Annotated in this window: 21 protein-coding genes; 11 read left to right on the forward strand and 10 right to left on the reverse strand. The window is 59.3% G+C overall.

Annotated elements, in window-relative coordinates; translation table 11 throughout:
* The first annotated feature begins 241 nt into the window (after positions 1-241).
* The 6 genes from KBP52_RS29495 to cysG all read left to right on the forward strand — a co-directional run bounded on the left by KBP52_RS29495 (position 242) and on the right by cysG (position 7888).
* A complete protein-coding gene (locus KBP52_RS29495) occupies positions 242-2671 on the forward strand; it encodes a DNA translocase FtsK (RefSeq protein WP_161986613.1) in 2430 nt (809 codons plus the stop codon).
* 67 nt (positions 2672-2738) lie between these two features.
* The gene (lolA, locus tag KBP52_RS29500; protein ID WP_077573591.1) at positions 2739-3359 is read left to right on the forward strand and encodes an outer membrane lipoprotein chaperone LolA; all 621 of its coding nucleotides are present in this window, start codon (positions 2739-2741) and stop codon (positions 3357-3359) included.
* A gap of 141 nt (positions 3360-3500) precedes the next feature.
* Positions 3501-4823, forward strand: a complete 1323-nt coding sequence (locus KBP52_RS29505) for a replication-associated recombination protein A (RefSeq protein ID WP_212621553.1) — start codon at positions 3501-3503, stop codon at positions 4821-4823.
* The gene (gene crcB / locus KBP52_RS29510; RefSeq protein WP_129394504.1) at positions 4823-5197 is read left to right on the forward strand and encodes a fluoride efflux transporter CrcB; all 375 of its coding nucleotides are present in this window, start codon (positions 4823-4825) and stop codon (positions 5195-5197) included. The genes KBP52_RS29505 and crcB overlap by 1 nt, the downstream gene beginning before the upstream one ends.
* A 15-nt stretch (positions 5198-5212) precedes the next feature.
* On the forward strand, positions 5213-6493 hold the full coding sequence (gene serS, locus KBP52_RS29515) for a serine--tRNA ligase (protein ID WP_007908080.1): 1281 nt from the start codon (positions 5213-5215) through the stop codon (positions 6491-6493).
* Positions 6494-7888, forward strand: a complete 1395-nt coding sequence (cysG, locus tag KBP52_RS29520; RefSeq protein ID WP_077573590.1) for a siroheme synthase CysG — start codon at positions 6494-6496, stop codon at positions 7886-7888.
* A 117-nt stretch (positions 7889-8005) separates the two neighbouring features.
* Here cysG and KBP52_RS29525 read toward each other — a convergent pair whose 3' ends face one another.
* The 8 genes from KBP52_RS29525 to KBP52_RS29560 form a co-directional block, all read right to left on the reverse strand.
* The gene (locus KBP52_RS29525) at positions 8006-9007 is read right to left on the reverse strand and encodes a glutathione S-transferase family protein (protein WP_212621554.1); all 1002 of its coding nucleotides are present in this window, start codon (positions 9005-9007) and stop codon (positions 8006-8008) included.
* Positions 9008-9098: 91 nt separating this feature from the next.
* Complete coding sequence (locus tag KBP52_RS29530) at positions 9099-10100, reverse strand: glycosyl transferase family protein (RefSeq protein WP_212621555.1); 1002 nt, start codon at positions 10098-10100, stop codon at positions 9099-9101.
* A complete protein-coding gene (locus tag KBP52_RS29535) occupies positions 10097-10432 on the reverse strand; it encodes a TusE/DsrC/DsvC family sulfur relay protein (protein WP_116030131.1) in 336 nt (111 codons plus the stop codon). The genes KBP52_RS29530 and KBP52_RS29535 overlap by 4 nt, the downstream gene beginning before the upstream one ends.
* Positions 10429-10722: a sulfurtransferase complex subunit TusB gene (gene tusB / locus KBP52_RS29540; RefSeq protein WP_123594195.1), complete on the reverse strand. Its 294-nt coding sequence runs from the start codon at positions 10720-10722 to the stop codon at positions 10429-10431. The genes KBP52_RS29535 and tusB overlap by 4 nt, the downstream gene beginning before the upstream one ends.
* Positions 10722-11078 (reverse strand): sulfurtransferase complex subunit TusC, encoded by a 357-nt coding sequence (tusC, locus tag KBP52_RS29545; RefSeq protein ID WP_123594196.1) that lies wholly within the window; start codon positions 11076-11078, stop codon positions 10722-10724. Before tusC ends, tusB begins: the two co-directional genes overlap by 1 nt.
* A 1-nt stretch (position 11079) precedes the next feature.
* Complete coding sequence (tusD, locus tag KBP52_RS29550) at positions 11080-11472, reverse strand: sulfurtransferase complex subunit TusD (protein WP_212621556.1); 393 nt, start codon at positions 11470-11472, stop codon at positions 11080-11082.
* A 186-nt stretch (positions 11473-11658) separates the two neighbouring features.
* A complete protein-coding gene (locus KBP52_RS29555; RefSeq protein WP_212621557.1) occupies positions 11659-12363 on the reverse strand; it encodes a YoaK family protein in 705 nt (234 codons plus the stop codon).
* Positions 12364-12388: 25 nt separating this feature from the next.
* Positions 12389-12718 carry a DUF6388 family protein gene (locus KBP52_RS29560; protein WP_077573603.1) on the reverse strand — a complete coding sequence of 110 codons (330 nt, stop codon included), beginning with the start codon at positions 12716-12718 and terminating at the stop codon, positions 12389-12391.
* Between the two features lie 134 nt (positions 12719-12852).
* Here KBP52_RS29560 and KBP52_RS29565 point away from each other — a divergent pair, with 134 nt between their 5' ends.
* The gene (locus tag KBP52_RS29565) at positions 12853-13203 is read left to right on the forward strand and encodes a hypothetical protein (protein WP_077573583.1); all 351 of its coding nucleotides are present in this window, start codon (positions 12853-12855) and stop codon (positions 13201-13203) included.
* A gap of 117 nt (positions 13204-13320) precedes the next feature.
* On the opposite strand, the gene KBP52_RS29570 is transcribed toward KBP52_RS29565, so the two are convergent.
* A complete protein-coding gene (locus tag KBP52_RS29570) occupies positions 13321-13746 on the reverse strand; it encodes a GNAT family N-acetyltransferase (protein ID WP_064390654.1) in 426 nt (141 codons plus the stop codon).
* A gap of 148 nt (positions 13747-13894) precedes the next feature.
* On the opposite strand from KBP52_RS29570, the gene KBP52_RS29575 reads away from it, so the two are divergent.
* The 4 genes from KBP52_RS29575 to KBP52_RS29590 all read left to right on the forward strand — a co-directional run bounded on the left by KBP52_RS29575 (position 13895) and on the right by KBP52_RS29590 (position 16977).
* Positions 13895-14332, forward strand: coding sequence for a hemerythrin domain-containing protein (locus KBP52_RS29575; RefSeq protein ID WP_077573582.1), 438 nt, complete (start codon positions 13895-13897; stop codon positions 14330-14332).
* 221 nt (positions 14333-14553) lie between these two features.
* Positions 14554-15189: a lytic polysaccharide monooxygenase auxiliary activity family 9 protein gene (locus KBP52_RS29580; RefSeq protein WP_212621558.1), complete on the forward strand. Its 636-nt coding sequence runs from the start codon at positions 14554-14556 to the stop codon at positions 15187-15189.
* Positions 15190-15232: 43 nt separating this feature from the next.
* Positions 15233-16291 (forward strand): chitinase, encoded by a 1059-nt coding sequence (locus KBP52_RS29585; RefSeq protein ID WP_212621559.1) that lies wholly within the window; start codon positions 15233-15235, stop codon positions 16289-16291.
* Between the two features lie 95 nt (positions 16292-16386).
* Positions 16387-16977 (forward strand): NUDIX domain-containing protein, encoded by a 591-nt coding sequence (locus KBP52_RS29590; RefSeq protein ID WP_123594199.1) that lies wholly within the window; start codon positions 16387-16389, stop codon positions 16975-16977.
* 94 nt (positions 16978-17071) lie between these two features.
* Here the strand turns inward: KBP52_RS29590 and KBP52_RS29595 are convergent, their stop codons facing one another.
* A complete protein-coding gene (locus KBP52_RS29595) occupies positions 17072-17587 on the reverse strand; it encodes a methylated-DNA--[protein]-cysteine S-methyltransferase (protein ID WP_212621560.1) in 516 nt (171 codons plus the stop codon).
* Positions 17588-17676 lie beyond the last annotated feature (89 nt).

Below are 17676 nucleotides of genomic sequence, written 5' to 3' on the forward strand. Positions count from 1 at the left end.
ATGCATGCTCAAATTGAGTCGCGGCCTCTGTGTGCTTGACTATGCTCAATCCTGGGGCTCGAAGCATGGCATCAGACGCACAAACCCGTACAATGCCGGGCTGTTACAGAATATTCGCGGTGCGTTGTGTTTATAAAAAGCGTGACGCAGTGTTAAAAGTAGTCTCAGTTGCGCTCGTTCACTTTTTTACCTGCCTGGATTGGGCAGTTTTTTATCGTCATTCAATAGATGGACGCGCCTCGTGCGCAGGAAAAGAAGCGTTTTGAAGAAATCCACCGAAGCACCAAAAACAGTCGTTCCGCTCTGGCGCCAACAATTGCACTACCGGCTCAAGGAAGGTGCATTGATCGCCATCGGCGCCTTGTGCCTGTTCCTGATGATGGCCTTGCTGACCTACGGCAAGGACGATCCGGGCTGGAGCCACAACAGCAAGATCGACGACGTACAGAATTTCGGCGGCCCGGCGGGTTCCTACAGCGCCGATATCCTGTTCATGGTGCTGGGTTACTTCGCCTACATCTTCCCGTTGTTGCTGGCGATCAAGGCCTACCAGATCTTCCGCCAGCGCCACGAACCGTGGCAGTGGAGCGGCTGGCTGTTCTCCTGGCGCCTGATCGGTCTGGTGTTCCTGGTGCTGTCCGGCGCTGCGCTGGCGCATCTGCACTTTCACGCGGCTTCGGGGCTGCCGGCGGGTGCTGGTGGTGCGCTGGGCGAAAGCCTCGGCAATCTGGCGAAGAACGCACTGAATATTCAGGGCAGCACACTGCTGTTCATTGCGCTGTTCCTGTTTGGCCTGACGGTGTTCACCGACCTGTCGTGGTTCAAGGTGATGGACATCACCGGCAAGATCACCCTCGACCTGTTCGAGCTGTTCCAGGGCGCGCTCAATCGCTGGTGGGCGGCGCGTACCGAGCGCAAGCAACTGGTTGCGCAACTGCGTGAAGTCGACGATCGCGTGCATGACGTGGTCGCGCCGACGGTCACCGACAAACGTGAGCAAGCCAAAGTCAAAGAACGCTTGATCGAGCGTGAGCAAGCCCTGAGCAAGCACATGTCTGATCGCGAGAAACAAGTTCCGCCGGTCATTGCGCCAGCTCCAGCCAAAGCGCCCGAGCCAAGCAAGCGCGTGCAGAAAGAGAAGCAGGTGCCGTTGTTCGTCGACAGCGCCGTGGAAGGCACCTTGCCGCCGATCTCGATTCTCGATCCGGCAGAAAAGAAACAACTCAATTACTCACCGGAATCCCTGGCGGCAGTCGGCCACTTGCTCGAAATCAAGCTCAAGGAGTTTGGTGTCGAGGTCACGGTGGATTCGATCCACCCCGGCCCGGTAATTACCCGTTACGAGATCCAGCCTGCCGCCGGCGTAAAAGTCAGCCGCATCGCCAACCTCGCCAAAGACCTCGCGCGTTCGCTGGCCGTGACCAGTGTGCGGGTGGTTGAGGTGATTCCGGGCAAGACCACCGTCGGTATCGAGATTCCCAACGAAGACCGGCAGATCGTGCGCTTCTCCGAAGTGCTGTCGACGCCTGAATACGACAATTTCAAATCGCCGGTCACCCTGGCGCTGGGTCACGACATCGGTGGCAAACCGGTCATCACTGACCTGGCGAAGATGCCGCACCTGCTGGTGGCCGGTACCACCGGTTCCGGTAAGTCGGTGGGTGTGAACGCGATGATCCTGTCGATCCTGTTCAAGTCCGGCCCGGAAGACGCCAAGCTGATCATGATCGACCCGAAGATGTTGGAACTGTCGATCTACGAAGGCATTCCGCACCTGCTGTGCCCGGTCGTGACTGACATGAAGGACGCCGCCAACGCCCTGCGCTGGAGCGTTGCCGAGATGGAGCGCCGCTACAAGCTGATGGCGAAGATGGGCGTGCGTAACCTGTCCGGCTTCAACGCCAAGGTCAAGGAGGCGCAGGACGCCGGCGAACCGTTGAGCGATCCGCTGTACAAGCGCGAAAGCATTCACGACGAAGCGCCGCTGCTGCAGAAATTGCCGACCATCGTTGTGGTGGTCGACGAATTCGCCGACATGATGATGATCGTCGGCAAGAAGGTCGAAGAACTGATCGCCCGTATTGCCCAGAAAGCGCGTGCGGCGGGTATTCACTTGATCCTCGCCACTCAGCGGCCATCGGTGGACGTGATCACCGGTCTGATCAAAGCGAACATTCCCACGCGTATGGCGTTCCAGGTGTCGAGCAAGATCGACTCCCGCACCATTATCGATCAGGGTGGCGCCGAACAACTGCTCGGCCACGGTGACATGCTCTACATGCCACCGGGCACCAGCCTGCCGATCCGGGTTCACGGTGCGTTCGTATCCGACGATGAAGTACACCGTGTGGTCGAAGCGTGGAAACTGCGCGGCGCGCCGGAATACAACGATGACATCCTCAACGGTGTCGAAGAAGCCGGCAGCGGTTTTGAAGGCAGCAGCGGTGGCGGCGACGGCGATGATCCGGAAGCCGACGCGCTGTACGACGAAGCTGTACAGTTTGTGCTGGAAAGCCGTCGCGCCTCGATTTCCGCGGTACAGCGCAAGCTGAAGATCGGCTACAACCGCGCTGCACGGATGATCGAAGCCATGGAAATGGCCGGCGTCGTCACCTCGATGAACACCAACGGTTCCCGTGAAGTCCTGGCCCCGGGCCCGGTGCGCGACTGATTGCAAACGCAAGAGGCGGGACAATGATGTGCCGCCGCTCTCCCAACGAGTATTCAAGAGGACTCCCATGCGTCTTATCCGCATGCTGCTGCCAGTACTGGCGCTGACCACTCTCACGGCCCACGCCGATGACAAGGACGTGGCGCGTCTGACCCAATTGCTGGAAACATCCAAGACCCTGAGCGCGAACTTCTCGCAGCTGACCCTCGACGGCGGCGGCACGCAGTTGCAGGAAACCACCGGCGACATGACCTTGCAGCGTCCGGGCCTGTTCTACTGGCACACCAATGCGCCAGCCGAGCAGACCATGGTCTCCGACGGCAAGAAAGTCACCCTGTGGGACCCGGATCTGGAACAGGCCACGATCAAGAAACTCGACGAGCGTCTGACCCAGACCCCGGCGCTGCTGCTGTCCGGTGATGTATCGAAGATCAGCCAGAGCTTCGACATCAGCGCGAAAGAGGCGGGCGGCGTGATCGACTTCACCCTCAAGCCGAAAACCAAGGACACCCTGTTCGACAACCTGCGCTTGTCGTTCCGCAACGGTCTGCTTAACGATATGCAACTGATCGACAGCGTCGGCCAGCGCACCAACATCCTGTTTACCGGGGTCAAGGCCAACGAGCCGGTGTCGCCTTCCAAGTTCAAGTTCGACATCCCCAAGGGTGCCGACGTGATCCAGGAATAAACCCAAAACCCTTTGTAGGAGTGAGCCTGCTCGCGATTCGATTTGTCAGTCACATCTTCATCGTCTGACCCACCGCTATCGCGAGCAGGCTCACTCCTACAGGGTCAATGATCGGCAAAATAGAGGTTTCAACGCTACGTGATGGATCTGTTTCGCAGTGCACCGATTGCCCAGCCACTGGCCGCGCGTTTGCGTGCGACCAATCTGGATGAGTACGTCGGTCAGGAGCACGTGCTCGCTCGCGGCAAGCCTCTGCGTGAGGCGCTGGAGCAGGGTGCCCTGCATTCGATGATCTTCTGGGGCCCGCCGGGCGTGGGCAAAACCACCCTTGCACGATTGCTCGCCGAAGTCTCCGATGCGCACTTCGAAACGGTCTCGGCGGTGCTCGCCGGGGTCAAGGAGATCCGTCAGGCCGTTGAAATTGCCAAGCAGCAGGCCGGCCAGTACGGCAAGCGCACGATTCTCTTCGTCGATGAAGTGCACCGCTTCAACAAGTCGCAGCAGGACGCGTTCCTGCCTTACGTTGAAGACGGCACGCTGATCTTCATCGGCGCCACCACCGAAAACCCTTCGTTCGAGCTCAACAACGCTCTGTTGTCGCGTGCCCGCGTCTACGTGCTGAAAAGCCTCGACGAAGCGGCGCTGCGCAAACTGGTGCACCGCGCGCTTACCGAAGAGCGCGGTCTGGGCAAGCGCAACCTGACCCTCAGCGATGAGGGCTTTCAAATGCTGCTGTCCGCCGCCGATGGCGATGGCCGACGTTTACTCAATCTGTTGGAAAACGCCTCCGATCTGGCCGACGACAACAGCGAGATGGGCATCGATCTGTTGCAGAGTTTGCTCGGTGACACGCGCCGGCGTTTCGACAAGGGTGGCGAAGCGTTCTACGACCAGATCTCGGCGCTGCACAAATCGGTACGTGGCTCCAACCCCGACGGCGCGCTGTACTGGTTTGCGCGGATGATCGACGGCGGGTGCGATCCGCTGTACCTGGCCCGGCGCGTGGTGCGCATGGCCAGTGAAGACATCGGCAACGCCGACCCGCGCGCCCTCAGCCTGTGCCTCGCGGCGTGGGAGGTGCAGGAGCGCCTCGGCAGTCCGGAAGGCGAGTTGGCCGTGGCCCAGGCCATCACTTATCTGGCCTGCGCGCCGAAAAGCAACGCCGTGTACATGGGCTTCAAAACCGCTCTGCGTGCCGCTGCCGAAAACGGCTCGCTGGAAGTACCGCTGCACCTGCGCAACGCGCCGACCAAACTGATGAAACAATTGGGCTACGGTGACGAATACCGCTACGCCCACGACGAGCCGGATGCTTATGCCGCTGGCGAAGACTATTTCCCGGAAGAGCTCGATCCCATTCCGTTCTACCAACCGGTGCCGCGCGGCCTGGAGTTGAAGATTGGCGAGAAGCTCAACCACCTCGCCCAACTCGACCGTTTAAGCCCTCGGCAGCGGAGAAAATAGTGCTTCCATTGATTGTTGCGGTCTCCGTCGGCGGGGTTGCCGGCACTTTGTTGCGCTTTGCTACGGGCAATTGGATCAACGCCAATTGGCCGCGGCACTTCTATACCGCGACGCTGGCCGTTAATATCGTGGGCTGTCTGTTGATTGGCGTGTTGTACGGCCTGTTTTTGATACGCCCGGAGGTGCCGATCGAGGTGCGCGCCGGGTTGATGGTTGGCTTCCTCGGGGGGCTGACGACTTTTTCATCCTTTTCACTGGATACGGTGCGCCTGCTGGAAAGCGGGCAAGTGCCGCTGGCCTTGGGCTATGCGGCACTCAGCGTATTCGGCGGGCTGCTCGCGACGTGGGCTGGCCTGTCTTTGACCAAACTTTGATAACGAGAAACCGACATGCTCGATTCCAAACTGTTACGTAGCAACCTTCAGGACGTAGCGGACCGCCTGGCTTCCCGTGGCTTTGCCCTGGATACCGCGCGCATCGAAGCGCTGGAAGAACAGCGCAAGACCGTCCAGACCCGCACCGAAGCACTGCAGGCTGAGCGTAACGCGCGTTCCAAATCCATCGGTCAGGCCAAGCAGCGCGGCGAAGACATCGCGCCGTTGATGGCGGACGTCGAGCGCATGGCGGGCGAACTGAGCGCCGGTAAAGTCGAACTGGACGCGATCCAGACCGAACTGGACTCGATCCTGCTCGGTATCCCCAACCTGCCGCACGAATCGGTTCCGGTCGGCAAAGACGAAGACGACAACGTCGAAGTGCGCCGCTGGGGCACGCCGACTGCATTCGATTTCGAAGTGAAAGACCACGTGGCGCTGGGCGAGAAGTTCGGCTGGCTGGACTTTGAAACCGCCGCCAAACTGTCCGGCGCGCGTTTCGCCCTGTTGCGTGGCCCGATCGCCCGGCTGCACCGCGCACTGGCACAGTTCATGATCAACCTGCACGTCAACGAGCACGGCTACGAAGAGGCATACACGCCTTATCTGGTTCAGGCCCCGGCGCTGCAAGGCACTGGTCAACTGCCGAAGTTCGAAGAAGACCTGTTCAAGATCGCCCGCGAAGGCGAAGCCGATCTGTACCTGATCCCGACTGCCGAAGTGTCGCTGACCAACATCGTTGCCGGTGAAATCGTCGATTCGAAACTGCTGCCGATCAAGTTCGTTGCCCATACTCCGTGCTTCCGCAGTGAAGCCGGCGCGTCGGGTCGTGACACCCGCGGCATGATTCGTCAGCACCAGTTCGACAAAGTCGAAATGGTCCAGATCGTTGAGCCATCGACTTCGATGGAAGCGCTGGAAGGCCTGACCGCCAACGCTGAAAAAGTCCTGCAATTGCTCGGTCTGCCTTACCGCACCCTGGCGCTGTGCACCGGCGACATGGGTTTCAGCGCGGTCAAGACCTACGATCTGGAAGTGTGGATCCCGAGCCAGGACAAGTACCGCGAAATCTCCTCGTGCTCGAACTGCGGTGACTTCCAGGCCCGTCGTATGCAAGCGCGTTTCCGTAACCCGGAAACCGGCAAGCCTGAGCTGGTGCACACCCTGAACGGTTCCGGTCTGGCCGTCGGCCGCACCCTGGTGGCCGTACTGGAAAACTACCAGCAGGCTGACGGCTCGATCCGGGTTCCGGACGTGCTCAAGCCGTACATGGGTGGCCTTGAGGTCATCGGCTAAATGAAATATCTGCCGCTGTTTCACAACCTGCGCGGCAGTCGTGTGTTGGTCGTCGGTGGGGGGGAAATTGCCTTGCGCAAATCCCGCCTGCTGGCCGATGCCGGTGCGCTGCTGCGGGTGGTCGCACCTGAAATCGAAACGCAACTGCGTGAACTGGTTACAGCCTCCGGTGGCGAATGCCTGTTGCGCGGTTACGTCGAGGCGGATCTCGACGGTTGCGGGCTGATCATCGCCGCCACCGACGATGAGACGCTCAACGCACAAGTTTCCACCGATGCTCACAAGCGCTGCGTGCCGGTCAACGTGGTCGACGCGCCGGCCTTGTGCAGCGTGATCTTCCCGGCGATCGTCGATCGCTCACCGCTGATCATCGCGGTGTCCAGCGGCGGCGATGCGCCGGTGCTGGCGCGTTTGATTCGCGCCAAGATCGAAACCTGGATTCCGTCGACTTACGGTCAGTTGGCCGGTCTGGCTGCGCGTTTCCGCAATCAGGTGAAAAGCCTGTTTCCGGATGTGCAGCAGCGTCGTGGTTTCTGGGAAGACGTGTTTCAGGGGCCGATTGCCGATCGGCAACTGGCCGGGCAGGGCGCCGAAGCCGAACGTCTGCTGCAAGCCAAGATCGATGGCGAAGCCATGGTCACCACCGGCGAGGTGTATCTGGTTGGCGCGGGCCCGGGCGATCCGGATCTGCTGACCTTCAAGGCCTTGCGTCTGATGCAGCAAGCGGATGTGGTGCTCTACGACCGCTTGGTGGCGCCAGCGATTCTTGAACTGTGTCGTCGTGATGCCGAGCGGGTCTACGTTGGCAAGCGTCGTGCTGATCACGCCGTGCCGCAGGATCAGATCAACCAGCAACTGGTCGATCTGGCCAAGGCCGGCAAACGTGTGGTGCGGTTGAAGGGTGGTGATCCGTTTATCTTCGGCCGTGGTGGCGAAGAGATCGAAGAACTGGCGGCCCACGGCATTCCGTTTCAGGTGGTGCCGGGTATCACCGCGGCCAGCGGTTGCGCGGCGTATGCCGGGATTCCGCTGACCCATCGTGATTACGCGCAGTCGGTGCGTTTTGTCACCGGGCATTTGAAGGACGGTTCCACCGATCTGCCATGGGCCGACCTTGTCGCACCGGCGCAGACGCTGGTGTTCTATATGGGCTTGGTCGGCTTGCCGGTCATTTGCGAGCAACTGATCAAGCATGGTCGTTCGGCGGATACTCCGGCGGCGTTGATTCAGCAGGGCACCACGGTCAATCAGCGCGTCTTCACCGGCACGTTGGCTGATCTGCCGCGACTGGTGGCGGAGCATGAAGTGCATGCGCCGACATTGGTGATCGTCGGTGAAGTGGTGCAACTGCGCGAGAAGCTGGCGTGGTTCGAAGGGGCTCAGGCGCAGGTCTAAAAGACCGAGTCGCCTCATTCGCGAGCAGGCTCGCTCCCACATTGGATCTGTGTCGTACACAAATTCCCTGTGGGAGCGAGCCTGCTCGCGAAGAGGCCCTCAAAAACACCGAATCAATCAACCCCGGCGCCAAACCCCTTTGCCGCTCAACCGCGCCCGATCATGGGCCTCGTTGAAATCCTGCTCCGGCCCCTTCGGCACAACACCCGTCGGGTTAATCGTCTTGTGACTGCCGTAGTAGTGATTCTTGATGTGCTGGAAATCCACCGTCTCGGCAATCCCCGGCAGCTGATACACCTCACGCAGCCAGTTCGACAGATTCGGGTAATCGGCAATCTGCCGCAGGTTGCACTTGAAGTGCCCGTGGTACACCGCGTCAAAACGAATCATCGTGGTGAACAAACGGATGTCCGCTTCCGTCAGGTACTCACCCGATAAGTAGCGATTGGCACCCAACACTCGCTCCAGATGATCCAGTTCGGCAAACACCTCATCGAACGCTTCTTCATAAGCCTGTTGCGACGTCGCAAAGCCTGCGCGGTACACGCCGTTGTTTACCGCCGGATAGATCCGCTCGTTCAGCGCATCAATCTCGCTTCGCAACGGCGCCGGGTAGAAGTCCAGATCATTGCCGGTCAGATCATCAAACGCGCTGTTGAACATGCGGATGATCTCCGCCGATTCATTGCTGACGATGCGCTTGAGCTTCTTGTCCCACAGCACCGGCACGGTGACGCGGCCGGTGTAATCGGCAGTGTCGGCGGTATAGCGCTGGTGCATGAATTCAAAACCATCGAGCTTATCACCCGTCGAGCCGAGTGCTTTGTCGAAGGTCCAGCCGTTCTCCAGCATCAGCCAACTGACCACCGAAACGTCGATCAGATTTTCCAGGCCTTTGAGCTTGCGCAGGATCAGCGTGCGATGCGCCCATGGACAGGCGAGGGAAACGTAGAGGTGATAGCGTCCGGCTTCAGCGGCAAAACCGCCTTCGCCGCTGGGACCGGGTTCGCCGTTAGCGGTCACCCAGCTGCGGCGCTTGGCCTGTTCGCGCTGGAACGCGCCGTCCTTGCTGCTTTCGTACCACTTGTCCTGCCAGTGGCCATCGACGAGTAAACCCATGATCAAGACTCCGTAAACCAATAATCGTTGGAGTCGAGTCTATTCCGATGAGTTCGAACAAAAAGCGCAAAGATCGGGCGTGAATGATCGGTTAAATCGATTTGTTCCGTGCGGCCCAGTACTGCTCGGCGGTTGCGAAGGCTTGCTCACGGTTTTGACCGAGGCCGCGTAAGGCCAAGGCCATGGTCGCAATCAGGGCCATTTGCGGGTAACTGTCGACGACATCTCCCCGCCAGACGGCCTTCAGATGTTCAACGTCCAGTGTCGCCGGTTTGACGTGGCGCTGCGCCGAAAATTGCGGCCATTCCTCGTCCCAGCTTTCGCCACCTGTGGTGCCGTAGAGGTGACTGTCGGCATCAGGGTTGATCTCGATTTCGCCGCCATCACCCTTGACCACAATCGCCGTGTCACCGAGCAAACCGCTGGCATCGCGATGCACTGCCTGATAGCCAGGATGGAAAATGCTCTGCAGCCCACAACGCGCGCCCAGCGGATTGAGAATCCGTGCCAGCGAATGAATCGGCGAACGCAGGCCGAGGGTGTTGCGCAAATCGATCATGTTCTGCAATTGCGGCGCCCAGTCCACCAGCGGCATAAAGGCCAGCCCGCCGTTGTCCAGTGCCGTGCCGACCTGTTGCCAGGTGCGGCACAACGGAATGTTCAACTCGCCGATCAGTTGCTCGCTGTACATCCGCCCGGCCGTGTGTGCGCCGCCGCCGTGCATGAAGATGCGCACGCCGTTCTGTGCCAGACACTTGGCTGCCAGCAGATACCACGGCAGATGGCGCTTCTTGCCGGCATAGGTCGGCCAGTCGAGATCGACGTTCAGCTTGGGGGCCTGCAAGCGCTCGCGCAGGGCTTCGGTGAAGCCAGCCATTTCCTCGGCGCTTTCTTCCTTGTGCCGCAGCAACATCAGGAATGCACCGAGCTGGGTGTCCTCGACCTTGTCGTCAAGGACCATGCCCATGGCTTCCCGGGCTTCTTCGCGGGTCAGGTCGCGGGCGCCGCGTTTACCCTTGCCGAGGATGCGCACGAATTGGGCGAACGGATGTTCGGCAGGCGTTTCGAGGGTCAGTGCTGGAAAGTCGGTCATAAGCAATTCGTCGGTTTGGGCAGGCCCGCCAGTTTCGCGGCGAGTTTGGCGGGGGTGCCTTTGAACAGTCGGTTCAGGTGCAGGCTGTTGCCCTTGTCCGGGCCGAGTTTCAACGCGGTGTATTTGATCAGCGGCCGTGTGGCCGGGGACAGCTGGAATTCGGCGTAGAAGCTGCGCAACAGTTCGAGGACTTCCCAGTGTTCGGCGGTCAACTCGATCTCTTCGGCGGCAGCGAGGGCGCTGGCAACGTCGGCAGACCAGTCGCTGAGGTCGACAAGAAAACCGTCCTTGTCCAGTTCGATGGCGCGGGCGCCGACGGTCATGGAGTTCATAGCCAGCTGTTGACCTTGTCGTGATGGATCGACAGCTCGACGAAGGCCGGGTAATCAATGGCCTCAGCCCAGTCCGGGACATCAATGGCGCGAGCCTGTGCATCTTCGGCAAGGACGAATAATTTGATTTGGCGTTGTTCCAGTGCACTGAACGGCGCGGTGCCTGGTTGCAACGCATACACCGCATCGCCGGAGAGCAGCAGGGCATCAGTACTGCCGATCAGGCGCAGGCAACTGGTCAGGCGATCGTCGCCAAACGGGGAATGAGACAACACATGCAAAGTCGACATCAGAGGGTGATCACCTGGTCGTAACGGTCAATAAGGGCGGTGATTTGCTCGGCGGCCAGCGGCTGCGCTTCGTCCAGCGACAGAGTGCCGAGGCCACGAGTGCTGGCGCTCTCTGCGCAGTAGAACAACTCTTCGACACCAAACATCGGTAGCGCTTGCAGGTTAGCGCTCAAGTCTTTCTGCTGCAGGGCTTTGGCGCTCTGCCCGGCGGCGAGTTGCAACACGCCATCATCGAGAAACAGCAAGCCAATGGGCAGATCAAAGGCGCCACCGGCCAGCACGATGTCCAGTGCTTCGCGGGCTTCGGGACCGGACCACGGTGATTGGCGGCTGATGAGCAACAGGGATTTAGCCATCTCACGCACCTCCGAAGCAGATCAAGCGGTCAGCGTCTTGCACCGCATCATGCAACTGACCAAGACCGGACAATTCCCACGGTGCGCTGACTGAGACGGCGTCACGCTGATAACGCTTGGCTTCTTCAGCGTTCAGCACACCACGACGCAGGGCGGCGGCAATGCACACCACGCCGTCCAGCTTTTGCTCGGTAATGAAGGCGCGCCATTGTTTGGGCAGGTCCAGTTCGTCCTGCGGGGTAACCACCGCATCCGCAGCGTTATAAACGCCGTCCTGATAGAAAAACAGTCGGACAATTTCATGCCCACCGGCCAGTGCGGCTTGCGCAAACAGCAGGGCGCGGCGCGAGGAGGGCGCATGGGCGGCGGAAAACAGCGCGATGGCGAACTTCATGACGGACTCGATCAGCAAAACTGCGGCCATGATAAAGCTTTATCATGGCCGCCGCGAAACCTTGTAGGCCTTCGCCTGCTCGCGATAGCGGTCTGTCAGCTGGTGAAGATGAAGAATGTGCCGGCGCCTTCGTCGGAACGCCGCCCGGAGCCGGCTCGCTCCTACAGAGATTTTTGTTGTCCTCGGTTAGCGCGGCATGTAACCCAATTGCCAGCGCCGCGGGATTTTCAGCGATAGCAGCCCGATCATCGCGGCCAGCAACCCGCTGACAAACATCGCCTTCAGTCCCAAATGATGTTCCAGCACTGCCCCCAGAATCGCGCCGATAAACATTCCGCTCCAGGGCACCAGTTGCACCCGCCAGCCACTGCGCCGTTCGCCAAGCATCCAGCGGCCCAATCCACGGCCGAACCGCGACAACGCGCCAGTCACGTAAGTCAGCCCGACCGGCAAGCCATTCACTTCTTCGACCGCCGCGTTGAGCATGCCCATCGCAATGATCGCCGCCATCAGCGCCGGCAGTTGGGTGTCGAATGGCCAGACCGCTGCCGCGCACAGCAGGGTGGCGATACACAACAGCAGCGGCAGCGCCCGGCGGCCGCCGAAACGTGCGACGACGACCCCCAAGGCATTGCCGACAATAAATGTTGCAACGAGGATCAACAAACGCACGGTCAGCCCGACGTCGCCATCGCTGATCGCCACGGCGAGTCGGGTGGTGTTGCCGCTCATGAACGAGACGAAATCGCCGCTGGCCATAAAGCCAATGGCGTCGGTCATTCCGGCCAGTACCGAGAGGCTGGCCACCAGCGCCAGACCAATCCGCCCGCGCCACTTTTGTGTGTGCGGGTGGCCGGGGCTGGCGCGGTGAGTCGAGGCGGATGGCAGCATGAGTGGCGGTGTCCTTTCGCGGCGGTTACGGTTCTATGCCATACAGATCGCAATATTCCAGCCAATCCATCCCGGCCATTTCCGCGACTTCACGATGTACTTCCAGGCGCTGCGCCTGGTATTCCTCAGGCGAGTCAGCGGTCAGTAGCAGGGTCAGCTCCCAGGCGAACAGTCCGCGACTTTCCGCTTCGGCCTCAAACGCTTCATGCAGGCGCTCTTCGCGATACTGTGCTTGAGTTTCGCCTTTGGCCTGGGCCAGTAACGGGTTGAGGTGGTCGAGGGTTTCGCGCAGTTCGGGACGCGCGTCGAGAAATATTTTCAGGGCATGTTCATGTCGCTGGTCGGTAGGCGCCATGGGGTTTCCTTGTGAGGCTGATGAGCTTAGGTTGCCGCAGCGGCCTGCGCGTGTCGCGCTATAAATGCAGTAAAGCAGAACGATTTCTGCTGCTGCGATGATACAGTCCGCTTTTTTCTGAATGAGCGAATGCAATGCGAATTCTGATGGTAGCGCTGGCGGCGACGCTGCTGGCCGGTTGCGCAGGTTCGGTGATGGACGATGCTCGCACCAAAGCCCCCTATAAAGTACTGACTTCGGACAAAGCCGAGAAAGTCGTGGCGCAATGTGTGCAGTTCGGCTGGCAGGACGAGGCGGTATTCGGCGTGGACGCGGCGGCGTATCTGGAACCGCGCAAGTCGGGCGGGACGACGGTGTATACCCGTTCGGCGGAGTCGTTTGTCGACGTGATTACCGAGGCATCGGGCACGACGCTGAATTACTACGCGCAGAAGGATGACTTTGTCGCCAAGCGCCGGTTGGCGGCTTTAGCGACCTGCCTCTGATCATGCGCTGAAGCGGCTGCCACCTTCGTCGGAACGCCGCCCGGAGCACGCTCGCTCCCACATTTTGCAATGCGTTCCAATGTGGGAGCGAGCCTGCTCGCGAAGGGGTCGCAACATTCAACCAATCAGTCGCTTCTGGAAGAAATGCCGCTTATGTCCCAGTGGATAATCCAGAATCTCTCCGCATTCGCTAAATCCAAGCTTCTTGTAAAACTCCGGTGCCTGGAAGGAAAAGGTGTCGAGCCAGATGCCAACGCAGTCTTTTTCCCGTGCCAGATCTTCCGCCCTCTGCATCAACTGCGAGCCGATACCCTTGCCGCGACCCTGTTCCGGCACCGCCAGTAGCTCAATGAACAGCCAACGATAGAACGTGTGGGCATACAAACCACCGAGGATCGCGTCGTGTTCATCACGCACTAACAGAGCGATCGGCTCGAAGGTCGACGGTCCGGCTTTGGCAACGTTGTGCGCACGCAGCGGTGCAAGGATGGCTGTGCGTTCTTCTTCGGTCGGGTTTTGTGACAGCTCGATGCGCAAATTCATGCGTGACTTCCTTGTAGTTTGAACCCGCAGCCTATCCTGCCCGGCACCTGTCTTCCAAGCCCTGCCGCAACCCGTTGGAACTGCCGCTCTCGCGTCGGGGTCTAGCCTTTACAGCGTCACTCCAGCACGCGGTTGATGAGGATCCCCCATGAATATTTTCGAAGCCCTTCGCGAAAGCCACGACCGCCAGCGTACTTACGCCAAAAACCTGATCGAAACCAGCGGTGACACCCCGGAGCGGGTTGAGGCTTATAAGTTGTTGAAAGCCGAATTGCAGGCCCACGAAACGGCCGAAGAGCGTCATTTCTACATTCCGTTGATGGAATACGACAACGGTGTCGATCTCAGCCGCCACGCCATTTCCGAACACCATGAAATGGACGAGATGATGGAAGAACTCGACGAGACCGAGATGTCCAGCCCGGCCTGGCTGGCCACTGCCAAAAAGCTCTCTGACAAAGTTCACCATCACCTGAAGGAAGAAGAACAGAAGTTCTTCCAGATGGCTGGCAAATTGCTCAGCGAAAAACAGAAAGAACAACTCGCCGGGCAGTACGAAAAGGAGTTCAACGCACAGCTGCCGTGAGTACTGAATGGCAGTGTTTGCAGCATTGGCGTGTAATCTTTTGGCGTCATCTCAGGTGGGCGTTGTCGCAAAAGGCTGTATATCCATCCAGTTTTTGCGGTGTTTTTACAGTTCTAGGCTGCTGACTGCGACAAAACCGCCGATGGACAAAAAATCCGTCTCCGTTAGCTTGAAGGCCTCTCCTCGGAAAGGAGAGTTCGTAAATCAACGGAGTGAAAAACATGAATCAACCACAAGCACAAACCCAACTGCGACACGGTCGTGTGATTTCCCCTGCAAGCCGCGGTGCGGTAGCGATCGAGCAAGGATTGCTCGGTGCCTGGCAGGTCAACGAAATGGAAGGCGGGAAGAATTTCCCGGCGCTGGCGGCGGGGCCGTTCCCGGCGCCTTACCAGAGCGACTCGGACAGTGTCACGCCACCGGCCGACGGCTACATTCTCAGCGGTGGCAAGAGCGATGCCCGCGATTGCGTGAACTTCACCCATGACGAAATGAGCAAAAAACTCGCTCGTCCGTTCACCTGGCCGCTGCTCAATGTCACCCCGGGGCAAACCCTCGAAATCAAATGGGAATACACCGCGCCGCACACCACCCGTGGTTACCGTTGGCTGATCACCAAGGATGGCTGGGACCCGAAACAACGCATCACTCGCGCGCAACTGGAAGCCCAACCGTTCTTCGAGGACTTCTACACTCAGGTGCCTTATTACAGCTACCCGAATGAATTGAAGGCCAAGGTCAATCACGCGGTGAAACTACCGACCAACAAGACGGGCCATCACGTGATCGTGCTGATGTGGATCGTCGCCAATACCGGCAACGCCTTCTATCAGGCTTTCGACGTCGACTTCAAATAACGGCGCTGCGTCGCCAAACCCACACGTTCTGAAGGATTAGAACATGTCAAAAATCGATTTCTCTTTAGTGCAAAACGCGGCGAGCGATGCCGCCTCGCTGATGCCGAGCATTGCCGGTAAAAAGATCCTCATGGGCTTCTGGCACAACTGGCCGGCGGGCCCGAGCGACGGTTATCGCCAGGGTCGCTTTGCCAGCCTCTCACTGGAGGAGGTGCCCAAGGAATACAACGTCGTCGCGGTCGCTTTCATGAAGGGCAGCGGGATTCCGACCTTCAAGCCGTTCAACGTTTCCGATTCCGAGTTCCGCCGCCAGGTCGGTGTGCTCAACAGCCAGGGTCGGGCCGTGCTGATTTCACTCGGTGGCGCCGACGCGCACATCGAGTTGCGCAGCGGTCAGGAACAACCGCTGGCCAATGAAATCATCCGTCTGGTGGAAACCTACGGCTTCGACGGACTGGACATCGATCTTGAACAGAGCGCGATTGATTTCGCTGCCAACAAGACGGTTCTGCCAGCGGCATTGAAACTGGTCAAGGATCACTACGCAGGCCAAGGCAAGCACTTCATCATCAGCATGGCCCCGGAGTTTCCGTACCTGACCAGCACCGGCAAGTACGTGAGCTATTTGCAGGCACTGGAAGGCTACTACGACTTCATCGCCCCGCAGTTCTACAACCAGGGCGGTGACGGGGTCTGGGTGCCGGAAGCCAGCAACGGCGCGGGTGCATGGATTGCGCAGAACAACGATGCGCTGAAGGAGGATTTCCTTTACTACCTGACTGAAAGTCTGGTGACCGGCACTCGTGGCTTCACGCGGATCCCGGCGGACAAGTTCGTCATCGGCCTACCGGCCAACAACGATGCAGCTGCCACCGGTTATGTGATCGACAAAACCGTGGTCGGGAATGTCCTTAAGCGTCTGGCGATCAAGGGGCTGCCGATCAAAGGCTTGATGACCTGGTCGGTGAATTGGGACAACGGCACCAGCAAGGATGGCGTGCCGTACAACTGGGAATTCAGTCGGCGATATGGGCCGTTGATTCACGGGGTTCCTGCTGCTGAGCAGGCTGTTGGTGACATGCGTTCGCTCATCGCTCGGTAGTTGCAAATAAAGAAGCCCGGTAGCGCTGCCGGGCTTTTTTTGTTTGCGCAATTATTCGACCATGGCGGCTTATTCAGGAAACAGGATCAAGCGTCATGTCCAACACAACCGAGCGGGTCAACATCGTCGACACTCAGGTGTTGTCCCATGACTGGTATCTGCTGAAGAAAATCACCTTCGACTATCACCGCAACAATGGCGAGTGGCAGCGTCAGACCCGTGAGGTTTACGACCGCGGCAATGGCGCTGCGATTCTGTTGTTCAACCGCGAGCAGCGCACGGTGGTGCTGACACGGCAGTTTCGTTTGCCGGTATTCGTCAATGGTCATGATGGTCTGTTGATAGAGGTGGCTGCAGGCTTGCTCGAAGGCGCTGCGCCGGAACAGCGGATTCGCGATGAAGCCGAAGAGGAAACCGGTTATCGCGTGCACGATGTGAAGAAGGTGTTCGAGGCTTACATGAGTCCCGGCTCGGTGACCGAGAAGCTGCACTTTTTCATTGCCGAATACGACGCCGCATCGAAGGTCAGCGACGGTGGCGGTCTGGAAGAGGAGACCGAAGAACTGGAAGTGCTGGAGTGGCGATTCGATGACGCGCTGGCAGCGTTTCAGCGCGGTGAGATCTGCGACGCCAAGACCATCATGCTGTTGCAGTATGCGGCGATGAATAACTTGTTTAACGGATAAATCCAAAGATCGCAGCCATCGGCAGCTCCTGCAGGAAACGCATTCCAGGGTAGGAGCTGCCGAAGGCTGCGATCTCTTGATCTGTATTAACTGGCTAAAATAGATCCCCGGTTTTGCCAACCGTCGACCAGTTGCCACCCTCCAGGGTCAGCAAGCGCTCTTTCGCCTCAAGCCCACCGGCAAATCCGGTCAGCTTTCCCGACGCGCCAATCACCCGATGACACGGCGCGACGATGGAAATCGGGTTGCGTCCGTTGGCGGCGCCTACTGCCCGCACGGCGCTGGGATTGCCGATCTGTTCGGCAATCTGGCTGTAGGTGCGCGTCTCGCCAAATGGAATGGTCAGCAGCGCTGCCCAAACCTTTTTCTGAAAGTCGGTGCCGGTGAAATCCAGTTCCAGATCAAAACAGTCACGCGTCCCGGAAAAATATTCTTCAAGTTGTCGAGCGGTTCGAATCAGGATCGGATTGTCGTGTGCCTCAATCATCGGCCCGAGGCGCACGCGGTTCGGTTTGTCGTTTTCCCAGAGGATGGCCGCCAGTCGTGAGCCGTTCGCGACCAGCTTCAGCTCGCCGACGGGCGAGGGCAGGGTGATGAACGTGTAAGACATGACGGCAGACTCCGGATCAGGGCGGCAACAGCGCCCAGCATACTGCCTGATCGGGGAGGCGCAATACGCAAAGCCGACCATACTGCTTG

Source organism: Pseudomonas sp. SCA2728.1_7 (genome assembly GCF_018138145.1).
In the GTDB taxonomy this organism is placed as follows: Bacteria; Pseudomonadota; Gammaproteobacteria; order Pseudomonadales; family Pseudomonadaceae; genus Aquipseudomonas; species Aquipseudomonas koreensis_A.